Source organism: Bacillus sp. XB1 (genome assembly GCF_053557995.1).
This window is the reverse complement of record NZ_JBNRIL010000002.1, coordinates 823368-835904: the sequence shown is the minus strand read 5'-3', so window position 1 is coordinate 835904 and position 12537 is coordinate 823368. Positions and strand designations below refer to the sequence as shown.

General features: G+C 34.3%; 15 protein-coding genes. 3 read left to right on the top strand and 12 right to left on the bottom strand.

Going from position 1 to position 12537, the window contains the following annotated elements:
* Nucleotides 1–57 precede the first annotated feature (57 nt).
* The 8 genes from ACK1U5_RS19725 to ACK1U5_RS19690 form a co-directional block, all read right to left on the bottom strand.
* Nucleotides 58–1188: an N-acetyldiaminopimelate deacetylase gene (locus ACK1U5_RS19725; RefSeq protein ID WP_000218664.1), complete on the bottom strand. Its 1131-nt coding sequence runs from the start codon at nucleotides 1186–1188 to the stop codon at nucleotides 58–60.
* 63 nt (nucleotides 1189–1251) lie between these two features.
* Nucleotides 1252–1974: a 2,3,4,5-tetrahydropyridine-2,6-dicarboxylate N-acetyltransferase gene (dapD, locus tag ACK1U5_RS19720; RefSeq protein ID WP_000783241.1), complete on the bottom strand. Its 723-nt coding sequence runs from the start codon at nucleotides 1972–1974 to the stop codon at nucleotides 1252–1254.
* Nucleotides 1975–2045: 71 nt separating this feature from the next.
* Complete coding sequence (locus ACK1U5_RS19715; RefSeq protein WP_001987174.1) at nucleotides 2046–2930, bottom strand: LysR family transcriptional regulator; 885 nt, start codon at nucleotides 2928–2930, stop codon at nucleotides 2046–2048.
* A 179-nt stretch (nucleotides 2931–3109) separates the two neighbouring features.
* Complete coding sequence (gene cbpB, locus ACK1U5_RS19710) at nucleotides 3110–3553, bottom strand: cyclic-di-AMP-binding protein CbpB (RefSeq protein WP_000623579.1); 444 nt, start codon at nucleotides 3551–3553, stop codon at nucleotides 3110–3112.
* Nucleotides 3554–3721: 168 nt separating this feature from the next.
* A complete protein-coding gene (gene abbA, locus ACK1U5_RS19705; RefSeq protein ID WP_001188692.1) occupies nucleotides 3722–3913 on the bottom strand; it encodes an antirepressor AbbA in 192 nt (63 codons plus the stop codon).
* A 120-nt stretch (nucleotides 3914–4033) separates the two neighbouring features.
* Entirely contained in the window at nucleotides 4034–4552 is a 519-nt protein-coding gene (locus tag ACK1U5_RS19700; protein WP_000348489.1) for a ribonuclease H-like YkuK family protein, read from the bottom strand.
* 74 nt (nucleotides 4553–4626) lie between these two features.
* On the bottom strand, nucleotides 4627–4776 hold the full coding sequence (locus ACK1U5_RS19695) for a hypothetical protein (protein WP_000440540.1): 150 nt from the start codon (nucleotides 4774–4776) through the stop codon (nucleotides 4627–4629).
* A gap of 241 nt (nucleotides 4777–5017) precedes the next feature.
* Nucleotides 5018–5254, bottom strand: a complete 237-nt coding sequence (locus tag ACK1U5_RS19690; RefSeq protein WP_000055151.1) for a YkuJ family protein — start codon at nucleotides 5252–5254, stop codon at nucleotides 5018–5020.
* 233 nt (nucleotides 5255–5487) lie between these two features.
* On the opposite strand from ACK1U5_RS19690, the gene ACK1U5_RS19685 reads away from it, so the two are divergent.
* Nucleotides 5488–5724 (top strand): glutaredoxin family protein, encoded by a 237-nt coding sequence (locus ACK1U5_RS19685; protein ID WP_000717870.1) that lies wholly within the window; start codon nucleotides 5488–5490, stop codon nucleotides 5722–5724.
* A 128-nt stretch (nucleotides 5725–5852) separates the two neighbouring features.
* Here the strand turns inward: ACK1U5_RS19685 and ACK1U5_RS19680 are convergent, their stop codons facing one another.
* The 3 genes from ACK1U5_RS19680 to fadH all read right to left on the bottom strand — a co-directional run bounded on the left by ACK1U5_RS19680 (nucleotide 5853) and on the right by fadH (nucleotide 8760).
* Nucleotides 5853–6341 (bottom strand): DUF3993 domain-containing protein, encoded by a 489-nt coding sequence (locus tag ACK1U5_RS19680; RefSeq protein ID WP_001233804.1) that lies wholly within the window; start codon nucleotides 6339–6341, stop codon nucleotides 5853–5855.
* 182 nt (nucleotides 6342–6523) lie between these two features.
* Nucleotides 6524–7741, bottom strand: a complete 1218-nt coding sequence (locus ACK1U5_RS19675) for an EAL domain-containing protein (protein WP_000564306.1) — start codon at nucleotides 7739–7741, stop codon at nucleotides 6524–6526.
* 254 nt (nucleotides 7742–7995) lie between these two features.
* Nucleotides 7996–8760: a 2,4-dienoyl-CoA reductase gene (fadH, locus tag ACK1U5_RS19670; RefSeq protein WP_000660913.1), complete on the bottom strand. Its 765-nt coding sequence runs from the start codon at nucleotides 8758–8760 to the stop codon at nucleotides 7996–7998.
* A gap of 230 nt (nucleotides 8761–8990) precedes the next feature.
* Here fadH and ACK1U5_RS19665 point away from each other — a divergent pair, with 230 nt between their 5' ends.
* Together ACK1U5_RS19665 and ACK1U5_RS19660 are read left to right on the top strand one after the other, a co-directional pair.
* Nucleotides 8991–9848, top strand: coding sequence for a metallophosphoesterase (locus ACK1U5_RS19665; RefSeq protein WP_030027732.1), 858 nt, complete (start codon nucleotides 8991–8993; stop codon nucleotides 9846–9848).
* Nucleotides 9849–9945: 97 nt separating this feature from the next.
* Nucleotides 9946–10182: a hypothetical protein gene (locus ACK1U5_RS19660; RefSeq protein WP_000283738.1), complete on the top strand. Its 237-nt coding sequence runs from the start codon at nucleotides 9946–9948 to the stop codon at nucleotides 10180–10182.
* A 160-nt stretch (nucleotides 10183–10342) separates the two neighbouring features.
* Here the strand turns inward: ACK1U5_RS19660 and ACK1U5_RS19655 are convergent, their stop codons facing one another.
* Nucleotides 10343–12451, bottom strand: coding sequence for a polyphosphate kinase (locus ACK1U5_RS19655; RefSeq protein ID WP_000421677.1), 2109 nt, complete (start codon nucleotides 12449–12451; stop codon nucleotides 10343–10345).
* Nucleotides 12452–12537: the final 86 nt, after the last annotated feature.

The following is a 12537-nucleotide window of genomic DNA, read 5'->3' as shown; positions in this document are numbered from 1 at the left end:
GCGTTACTTACACCTCAGAACAAAAAGTTTTTTGGAACCTTCAAGAGAGCGGAAGTTTTATTTTCTATTCCCTTTCCACTTTACATATTGGCTTAAAAATGTGATTGCCTTTTCAATCACTTCTTCGTCTGGTTTTAATTTTGCATGATGTAAACCATATTCTGAATTTACTCCAAGCCAAAACATAAATCCAGGGATTTCTCGAAGCATATAACCAAAATCTTCACCCGTCATTGCCTCAGTACATGTAATAACATTCATATCAGTTTGTTTATGTACAAATTCCATAAACTCTCTCGTTAACTCTTCATGGTTATATACTTGATGATACATTGCTCCGTAATCTATAATCGCCTCACACTGGAAAGAAGCTTCGATACCTGCAACAATTGACTCAATTCTGCTTTTCACACGCTTCATTGATTCCACTGATAATGTTCGAATCGTTCCTTCTAAACGAGATTTTTCTGCAATAATATTTTGAACCGTACCACCTGTAATTTTCCCGATTGTAATTACTGCACTATCAAGAGGATTTACATTGCGACTAATAACGGATTGAAGCTGTGTAACAAGGTGACTCGCTGCAACAATCATGTCATTTGCAGTATGCGGATAGGCAGCATGGCCACCTTTCCCTTTTAAATCAATATATAATTCTGAAGTATTGGCAAATAACAGTCCTTCTTTCGTTGCAATTGTCCCCACAGCGTATTCTGGTGCAATATGAAGACCAAGAATTATATTTGGTTTCCATTCTTTTAACTCTTCACTTTCTAACATAGGAAGAGCACCGCCTGGTCCTTCTTCTGCTGGCTGGAATAGAAATACAAGGTCATCATCTATTCTTTCGCTCACAGCTTTCGTTAGAAGGCCTAAACCGATTGTTGTATGTACATCATGGCCACATGCATGCATCATTCCTTCATGAATAGAAGCAAACTCGTATCCAGTTTCCTCTGTAATTGGTAAACCGTCTATATCTGCACGATAACCTATTATTTTTTGGGGATTTTTCCCATTTACTTTAACGATTACACCCGTTTTCCATGTCTTCACTTCCACAAATTCATGAGAAAGTGTTCCTATATAATCTAAAATATACTGTTGTGTTTTCCATTCCTTAAATCCGATTTCTGGAATTCTATGTAAATCTCTACGAATTTGGATAAATTTGCTTACTGTCATTTTTGCACCTCTATCTATAAAAAGCGTAAGAGCCCATTTACGCTCTTACGCTTTTTTTACTTTTTATTTCTCTGGGTTTAATTGACGAAGCTCTTGTTTAATTTCTGTTTTTGCTTTTGTCTTCTCATCAATTTCTTTAATTACACGTGCTGGAGTACCTGCAACAACTGTGTATGGAGGCACATCTTCTGTTACAACAGCTCCTGCTGCTACGACTGCACCTTTCCCTACTGTAACACCCTCTAAAACAACCACGTTTGCACCGATTACTACATCATCTTCAACGATAACTGGTTTTGCAGAAGGTGGCTCAATAACACCTGCAAGTACAGCACCTGCACCTACGTGACAGTTTTTACCGACTGTTGCACGTCCACCAAGTACTGCGTTCATGTCGATCATAGAACCTTCACCAATTACAGCACCAATGTTAATTGTTGCATTCATCATAATTACAGCGTTGTCACCAATTTCAACATGGTCACGAATAATAGCACCTGGCTCGATGCGAGCTTTAATACCTTTTAAATCAAGCATCGGGATTGCAGAATTACGACGATCGTTTTCTACAACGTAGTCAACGATGTGCTTATTATTCTCATCAAGAATTGTCTTAATTTCAGACCATTCTCCGAATAATACACCTGACTTTTTATTCACAAATGCTTGTACTGTTTCAGGGAATGTTACTTCTTTTAAATCCCCTTTTATGTATACCTTTACAGGAGTTTTCTTTTCACTTTTTTGAATAAACGAAATAATTTCGTTAGCGTCCATCATTTTCATTCTTGTTGCCTCCTAAATCCATTTATAATGTTACTCTACCAAACGAAAGAGCGAGTAGCAAGATAATAATCTTATTTTTCCCTTTGAATTTCTTCTATAATTTCTAAAAATGCTTGTACTTGCTTCAACTGCCTTGCCGAGTCACTTGTTAACAACCATGTTTCTCTCGTCAGTTGAACAGGTGTTTTATACATATTTTCCTGTACTTCCTTTAAAACAGTAGAAGGTAAAAGGGCATAACCTATACCATTTAAAACAAGTTGTTTACATGTTTCAATTTGGTCAACTACAATCGTTCGCTTAGGCGGATTAGAAAATAAACCATACCACCAATTTTGTATTTGTCCATAATAAGTCGAATCACTTTTAAATTGAATGAACGGCCTATTTGTTTCTTTTAACATCGAAATATCTTTTATTTCTTTATCAACTAAATACAGTTCATCTTCAAATAATTGTTGCTTCTGACCTTTATATTCTTGTGTTCCCCTCAGTATAGCAACATGAACGTCTCCTTCATAAAACTGCTTTTGCACTTCACTACTCCATCCAGTAAACAGCGATATCTTGACAGAAGGATATTTATGCACAAACTTTTTCAAAACAGGAGGGAGCCAATATTGACCAATAACTGATGCAACAGCTATTTTTAACGTTCCATGAGTTTCCGTTCTGAAAACAGCTAGCTCACTTTTTATATCTTCTTCCCTTTGCAACATTTCTTTAGCATAATTTGCAACTTTTTCCCCTTCAGGTGTAATTGTCAATCCTTTTTGTGAGCGAATAAAAAACTTCATTCCCCATTGTTTCTCCATAGATTGTAATCGTTGACTCAGCGCAGGTTGGGAAACAAATAAACGTTCCGCCGCTTTTCTCATATTTGATTCCTGAGCTAACACAACCATCATTTGAAAATCATCAATTTGCAACTTTCTCCCTCTTTCCTTAGCTTCCATACACCTTATTTCAATAAGCTTTTCATCCTTAATTTACCCGAATGCTTTCATTCAGAAAATACAATTGTCCAGCGCAAACTTTCCTTATGTTTTATGTCTTTTTAAATATAATACATACACAAGTGATATGCACGAAAAAAAAGTGACTTCTTCGTTTCTATGAAGTCACTTTTCTTACGTTATCGATTATGTTGCCTTACTTTCTTATTCAACAATTTTAAAATAGCCCGACGTGTTAAAATCCCCTCAAAATAGCCTTCTTCATTAACAGCGCAAATAAAAGGATGATCAATTGTCATTTCTAAAGCTTTTGCAAATGAATCGTCTAATTTAAGAACAGGTATATCTTCTTTCATCACCTGCTCTACTTTCATATCATCGAGTCTTTCAAACTCAATACGTTCTAATCCTAACATACCATCTAATATCATGGCAGTACTAATCAAACCATGTAGTTTATACATTGGATCTAAGACAGGTATCGCCGAATATCCAGATTTCACAAGAACGAGTAAAGCATGTTCTAAACTATTTCCAATTTGGACATGAGCTACTTTTTCCGATGAAATCATTAAATCCTTCACAAGAATTTGTTGAAATTCGTCTTTCGGAATACTAATCATATTACATCCCCCATTTTCCCTTTTTCCTGCTTATGTTCACAACTCTATTCACATTTTATGACAGCGTTTTCATATTATTATTTTGTCCTAAATTTATTTCAATAAAAATACAATCACACAGCTATTTTAGCATACAGCACAAAAAAAAGACTACCATTCCGGTAGCGCTTAATACCCTTTATTTTTTAATCTGTAAAATAACCTTGTGATTTTTTTATATTGCATCACATCTGTCTGTTTCAAACCATTCTCAATATCTGTAAGTTCCACAGCTAAAATTTCACTTGCGTAATTTTGCTGAAATAAAATATCTAGTAGTAAACTTTCTTCTTCCTTCGTTAAAACAACTTCCCTTTGCATATACCCCTCTCCTTACACTCGCATCGTTACTCTTATTATATAAAAAATTCAACCTATTTAATAGATGTAATATTCAGTTTTTATTAAAAGATATGTAGCAATCGTATACATACAAAAAAATCATTTCGTATATCGATTTGCATAGCTAAACGCCGCATAAGCATCTGGCTTAATTTTTGCAGTTAATCCCATCGCTCGAATTTTTTCTGTCATATCTAAAATAAATTCTTTTGTTAAACCATCATTCCCAATGTCTAAATGAATTTCCATTATGAATCCAGCCCCATCTTGAGCATAAGGATGCAATAACTCCCATATTGTTTGTATATGAGTAGGCGTAAATAGACATGCGATTTCTTGACTAAACTGCGTTTCTAAATATATTTTCTCACGTAAGGTTGCCGGCTTATCTTTTACTGATCTATGGTGTAAACAGCCCCAGGCACCTTTTCCAACACGATGAATATGGATTGCTGTAATAAACCTCGTATCCTTTTGATGCGCTTGTGAGTCTGTCCCAATGGATAATCGATATAAATTTCGCGGATCCTTTTCAATGAAACTACAAATACGGTTAAAGACCATATCAAAATTTAAATGTCTCTCTGAAACATTGTAAAATTTATGTGCACCGTCCACAGAGTCACGTCCTTTCAATTAGACAGACTTTTCGTATTCTCATTGTATGGGACAAAAACTAAAATTATAACTTCCTATCCTTTATTCGTTTCAATATTTCGAATTACAAAGTGACAAACTTGGCACGTATAAATTACATTTTGATTAGATTGAGCCGTTAATACATGAATAATCTCAGCAGAACTTTGACAATTAGGACAAATCACAACTGGTAAACGTTCCATACGATAACCTCCTAGTTATATTTCTCCCGCTATTTGCAGAACCCAGCGATTGTGAGAAGTTTAGCTTCACATATTCACCCGGTTGACGGGACTCATTTTCCACATGGATAAGCAAACTTGCACGGATTAAAATTTCATTTTAATACCATTGTAGGAAAAATAAAAAACTTCTATACATTCCACTAGAAAGTAATAGAACTAAAAAAGGTACTGCCACATGGCAGTACCTTTTTTATATGTATCAAGAAATGATATCGTAAATCTCAATTGCAACCATGTCGATATTATCGAATTGATACACTTGAGGTTTTTCACCTTGTTGATACACTTCTAACTCATACATTTCACTTTTATCGAAAAATTTCACGCTACATTTGCGCTCACCGTTCACTTCAAAATAGCGTTGTGCTACTTCACCGCTTTCAGCTTGTTCTTGTAGACTAACAAGTCGAGTTAAAATTCCTTGGAGTAGAGACATGAAATCTCTCCTTTCTCTGATCTTCCTACCAATAGGTTTTACAGCTATACTCATTCTATCCGTCATAACAGAAAAAATGTTCCACACTCTAGGATAAAGGTTATTGGCCAGAAACTCAACTAAAAATTTGTCGAAATGCGAAGGAAAAAACAGAAAGAACATATTTCCCCTTCTTTATTGCGGTTTTTATACTGGAAGAATATAATAAAAAACAGAAAAAAGGAGGAATAACAATGAAAAAAATTGAGGTTTATACACAACCCGATTGTCCGCCCTGTGTTATTGTGAAAGAATTTTTGAAGCATAATAACATTGCATATGAAGAATTTGACGTAAAAAAAGACGCTGCTGCTCGCAATCGTCTTTTATACGACTATGATTCTTATTCAACTCCAACAGTCGTAATTGATGGCGAAGTAGTTGCAGGGTTTCAAATTGAAAAGTTACAACAACTACTCAATATAGAATAGGAATAGGTAAATACCTATTCCTATCCTTATCCCGCTATTTGTAGGTAGTAAAACTCCTACCCCAAATTTAGCTACAGCAAAGAAGTTAGATGGAAGAGTAATCCCTCCCACTGATTAAAAGTTTCACTTTATAATTGTTGCAACCTTTTTATTTCAGTTAAAAGTTCCTGACTTTCATGATATCCTGCTAGCTTCCATTTATCTTGATCCCTTTTCAATGTTACAATTTGATACTGTCCACTTTTTGTCCGCTCATATACATATAAATTTTTATGTTCTTCATCATACGACATTTTTGTTTCTGAATTAAAAGAAAACGGTGCTTCTTTTGCCGGAAGTAAATATTCACCACTTTGTTTATCACTTCTGCTATTTTCATCTGTAAATACTTGAAGGAAATTATCTGTAAAATACGGTGATAACGTCTCTATCATCTTATTCATCGGCAAATGCTTCCCACGAATTGAAAACTGGGTTTCATAGCCTTTTTGTATCGTTGTAAATACTTCTTTCCGATCGACTTCCACTTCCTCTTTTCCTAAAACAGTCGTAACACTATAACCAACTAGAAAGGCAACACATACAAATAGAACAAGCCATATTCCATATTTCCTCATTTTTTCACCTTCCTTTTAAAAGAACTTGTCTTTGTAGTATTCATTGTAACAATGATTATGCAAAGAAAGGACAGATTTCGTTCGTAAAATCTTTACAACGATAGACAGCATTTTCATCACCATTTTCACTATTACCAATTTATGATAAAAACAAACAAAAAATGCACGAATCTCTTCGTGCATTAAAATAAAACATCTTCTTCATATAAATATTCATAAGATAAATCTATAAATAAAAAGTTGTCATCATCAATCGGGAAAGAAAATGTTCGTACCATTTCTCCCGTTTCAATATCTGCATATAAATCTGAAAGCCTCGCCTTATTCTCAAAACGCATTTTCATGATATTCTCGAGAAAATACGGGCGCCAACTCCAGTTCTTCATATAATAATCCGGCATCACAATCCATTCTCCATCTTTTTTCATAACATTTCCTGATTGTTGGAAACCATCTTCATTACAAATAAATATACGAAAACTACACTGTGATACACTTTGACTAAATTGTAATAACCAATCATTTATATCTTCATTCTTTTTTTGTTTTGATAAAACATCGCCAATGCGATCGCGTAACATCTCTGTTAAATTATAAATTTTTTGTAACTTCTTCTTTTCATGCTGAATAAACTGATGACATTCATTACCTAGTCGCTCTTTCAAAACATTCGTTTCAATAAAATCAGGTAAACATTCTTTCAAATAATTACCTTGATAATATCTTCCGCCGTTCTTCCAAGCATATTGCAGTTGATAAAAAGCATCTATTTCTTCATATAACAAAGTTGCACCAATTCTTCTAGCAAGTAATGATAAAGAATATAAAATATCTTGATAAGATTGTAAAAGTGCTGTTTGCCTTAAGTTCGTTAAATCTACTTTTAAAATATCAGGTGCTAACACGCTAATACGCTCTAAATTACTTGTGCCCGTTCCGACTTTATTAATCGAAATTTGAATACCATATGTACGATAATACATAAGCAAATGATTAAATTGCTCTATATCTTCTTTACATTCATGCTCTGTAATCTCTAAAACAATTTGTTTTAAATTTAAACCTTGTTCTTCATACCTCAATAAAAGTTGAAGCAAGCTTTCATCATCATCATTCATTAATACATTAGCATTCCGATGTATAAATAATAATAATTTTTGATCGCTTTCTAAATAACGATTTAAAGCTTTTTCTACTATAATATTATCCGCTTCCAGTTGAAATTCACTTGGAATCGAATCATCGTGAAAGAAAGAAGCTAAACTTTGTATGCCCTCTTCTGTTTGAATACGTCCTACTACTTCGTATCCAATTACAGTATGCTCATCAGCACTAAAAATAGCTTGATAATAAGGAAGGACTTTATCCAAGTTACTCATTACATCTAATGCATCTATCAACGTGCTTCCCTCCCTTTACTTTTCAAAAATTATAACATGATATTTACGGAAAAATAATAAAAAATCCCTTCAGTTTTCCTGAAGGGATTAGAGGGGTAAAATGCTAAGGGGAATTAGCAATTCTACTATGAAGAAAAAAGAGGTCTTAAATATAACGTATATATGACCTCTTGTAAACACTTTTCTTTCATATGTCACAATTCCGTCACATTTAGCCATAAAAAAATGAATCAAATATTCATTTTTTTATCCCTTTAAAATGGATATTGATGTAAATGTTGTCCTCCATCCATTGTCATGCAAGTTCCATTTATGTACGCAGCTTCATCTGAACATAAATAATAAGCTAGACCAGCGATTTCTTCTGGCGTACCCAGCCTTCCAAGCGGAACACTTTGTATCGTACGTTTAGCCATTTCTTCTGAAATCCATAATTTATCAGCACCGCCCGTACGTTCAATTGGTCCTGGCGCGATAGCGTTAACTCGTATTCCATATTTACGTCCCCACTCAACAGCGAGCGTCTTCGTCATCGCTAATACTCCTGCCTTCGCTGCAGCCGAATGAATAACTCCTGGACCAGCATCCCATGCATATGTTGCTACCATGTTAATGATATTCCCTTTTATACCTTTTTCAATCCAATATTTTCCGACAGCATGACTACAGTAAAACGTACCGTTTAATACAATATTAATGACTGAATTCCAGCCATTCACAGATAAATCTTCTGCTGGACAAATAAAGTTTCCAGCTGCATTATTTATTAAAACATCAATTCTACCAAACTTCTCATCAATCTGTTCAATCATTTTCTGAATGTCATCCGTATTTCTTACATCCATTTGTACAGGTAATACTTGCCCTGGAAATTGTTCAATTTCCAACTTTGTTTCCTCTAGTTTTTCCTTTGTACGTCCTGTAATAACAACTCGTGCCCCTTCTTTTGCAAAACGAGTCGCCATTCCTTTTCCCATTCCACTCGATCCACCTGTTATAATAACTACCTTTTCTTTCACATACATCCCCTCCAAAAAATGAATACACATTCATTTTATCACTTTATTTAATAGAAATCTTTATATTTTTAAACTTTTCTGATATTTTAGCGTAAAGAACTTTCTTTTTATTCATTTTTTTTCGTAATCTATACTACTTTTTATTATGTAAAGTATATTTTAAATAAACTGAAAGGAGATTTGAGTAGCCTATAAATGGAATGAAAACATTGAGGTATACTCATATTTTTATGAAGCACATTACAAGAAGAAATTTTTTGAAAATTGGTATGCGCACTTGTCTCTATTCATTTATAACCAGTAGCATCGGATACTACTATGCTAAATATATAGAGCCCCATTTCATTTCTTTTACACAGCACACATTAAAATCACAACTCATCCCAAAAAGTTTTCATGGTATGAAAATTCTTCAATTCAGCGATTTACATCTCGGATACTATTTCTCGCTTCAACATTTATCTAAAGTTGTTTCTAAAATTAATGCTGTAAATCCAGATATTGTCCTTTTTACCGGAGATCTCATTGATAATTATCAAACGTATACTGACACTCCTTTCGTTGCATCCATTTTAAAAAATATACAAGCCCCCTTTGGTAAATTCGCTATTTATGGTAACCATGATCACGGTGGATATGGAACTGAATACTATGAGCACATCATGCGTGAATCAGGATTTGAGCTATTGCTCAATAGTGAAAAAAGAATTCGCTTAATGGATAATAGTGAAATTTCTATTTTCGGTCTCGATGATATACTATTAGGCAAACCAAAAATAGAGAAAACATTAGAGCATGCACGGCAAAGTACTTATAACATTGTTCTTGTTCACGAACCAGATATCGCGCCCAAAGTTTCTAGATATCCAATCAACTTGCAACTTTCTGGTCATAGTCACGGCGGACAAGTACAAATTCCTTTTTTAGGAGCTATTATTACACCTTCACTCGCCAAAGACTATATTGAAGGCTTCTATACAATTCAGGATTTAACTCTCTATGTCAATCGAGGCCTGGGAAGAACACGTGTCCCATTTCGTTTTATGTCAAAACCTGAAATCACAATTTTCACACTCCAACATTCGTAATAATTCGCCTATTTTCTTACATATCCTTTCTTGTACGCGCTCATCCACGTTTTGTTTACCATATGATAAAAGTGAGTCCAATAAAGGAGGTATGTTCATGTATCCATATTATCAACCAATTCCAGTCCGTTCAGCACCTATTGGTCCAGTAGGCGACTCACGCTTCTTCCCGTTTTTTGGCGTTCCCTTTCTAGCTGGAATTGCTGGTGGATTGCTCGGCGGAGCATTAGCTTTCGGCCCTCGACCATTTTATCCACCTTATCCACCACCTTTCCCGCCGCCAGCACCTTATCCTTGTTACGGTGGACCATGTCAGCAACCATACTATTACTAAGTTAAAATAACGATTCTTTCAAATATTATTCTCTCAACGAGCCATCTCATTACACGCTTATAATAAAACTATTGTTTCTACTCATCCTTCCATTTTTGGAGCATATGAGTAGAAAAAAGTAAAAACCTCTTATTGACATAAGAGGTTTTTACTTTTTTCATTATTCAGCGTCTGTATTTTGATATGCCATCTTAAACAACTTCACTTGGCTATCAATTTCTTCTGTACTACTATTAATAACATAATAGTAATCACCATCTTTATTTTGTTCACGTGTTTTCACATTATCAGCTAATGTAAGCTGTAAAATCGCCTTAATTCGTGCCTTCATTTCAATATCTAATATCGGGAAAGATATTTCCACTCGCTTCTCCATATTTCGCGTCATCAAATCAGCTGAAGATAAATATATTTTCTCCTCCCCATTATGATGGAAATAATAAATACGGCTATGCTCTAAGTATCTTCCAACAACACTAACTACACGAATATTTTCACTTACATTTGGAATGCCAGGTCTTAAACAACATGTCCCTCGAACAATGAGCTCTACCTTTACTCCAGCTTGTGATGCTTCGTACATTTTTTTAATTAATGGTTTATCTGTTAATGAATTCATCTTAGCGATAATATATCCATTTCCATATTGCCTATGATAACGGATTTCTTCATCTATTAAATCTATAAATTGCTCTCTTATATCAAATGGAGCAACCGATAAATGATGAAAATGTGGCTTTGTTGTATAACCACTTAAATAATTAAAGAAATTGGTTGCATCAACCCCAAAGTCTTTTCTTGATGTAATATATCCAAAATCAGTATATAACTTCGCTGTTGCATCATTATAGTTTCCAGTTCCGAGATGTACGAACCTTTCGATTTTTCCGTTTTTTCTTCTTACAACTAATGTAATTTTACTATGTGTTTTCAAGTGACTTACACCGTAAATAACATGACAGCCTGCCTGTTCCAATTCTTTAGCCCAATGAACATTGTTTTCTTCATCAAATCTTGCCTTTAATTCAACTAATACTGTCACTTGTTTTCCCTTTTCAGCCGCTATCTTTAACGCCTGAATAATCGGTGAATCACCACTTACACGATATAACGTTTGTTTAATCGCAAGTACATTCGGATCGTCCGCCGCATCACGGACAAAATCAACTACCGGCTGAAATGATTCAAAAGGATGATGTAATAAAATATCATGCTCAATTGCTTTTTCAAATACATCTTCTTCATCACCTAAATCTTGAGGTGGTTGCGGAATAAGAGCCGGATATACAAGATGTTCATATAAAGGAGCTAGTTTTTTATATAAAGAAAACAAACATGTTAAATCTAATGGACCATCCATTATATATACATCTTCATCTTTTACTTCCAGAACCTCATATAATAACGCTAGTACTCTTTCATCAATGTGTTCTTTCCCAACTTCTAAACGAACAGCAGCCCCCCACTTACGCTTTTTTAATTCTTTTTCAATTACCTTTAATAAATCTCTCGCACCTTCTTCATGAATCGTTAAATCTGCATTGCGTGTAATACGGAAACGAGTAACAGATGATACTGTATATCCCGTAAATAATTTATGAGTAAAGCTACTAATTACGTCTTCTAATAAAATAAATTTATGCTTTTGCCCTTCGCTCGGTAAAATTATGAAGCGCTCAAGTAATGAAGGAACTTGCACAATTCCTAACTTCGTCCTGTTTTCTTCTTCCGCTTGCTTCTCATCATATAAAAGAGTAGCCAAATTCAAACTTTTGTTTAATAACATTGGAAATGGGCGATATGCATCAATAGCTACAGGAGTTAACACTGGAAAAATTTGCTCATCAAAATACTCTTCTATAAATTCTCGCTGCTCTTTCGTCAAATCATTGAATGTTAAACGTTCAATTCCCTCTAACTCAAGCGCTGGTAATACATAATTTTTAAATGTATCATATTGTACTGTCATTAGTGCATGGGCTTTTATCGCAATTTTATTTAATTGCTTTTTTGGTGTTAAGCCAGCTTTATTTTCTGGCTGATTAAATCCAGCACTCACTTGATCCTTTAATCCCGCTACACGTACCATAAAAAATTCATCTAAATTCGAACTAAAAATACTAATAAATTTCAATCTTTCCAAAAGTGGATTATTTGCATCTTGCGCTTCTTGTAAGACACGTTCATTAAATGCTAACCAACTTAACTCTCGATTATTGTAATAAGCTGTATCATTTAAATTTACTGCATTCCCCTTCAATAATTCCATTCTCTTCACACTTCCCCTTGAAACTTTTTCACTATAATTTAGTTACTTTTATTTTAGCAAATTACAATATTATAAAGTGTAAATTT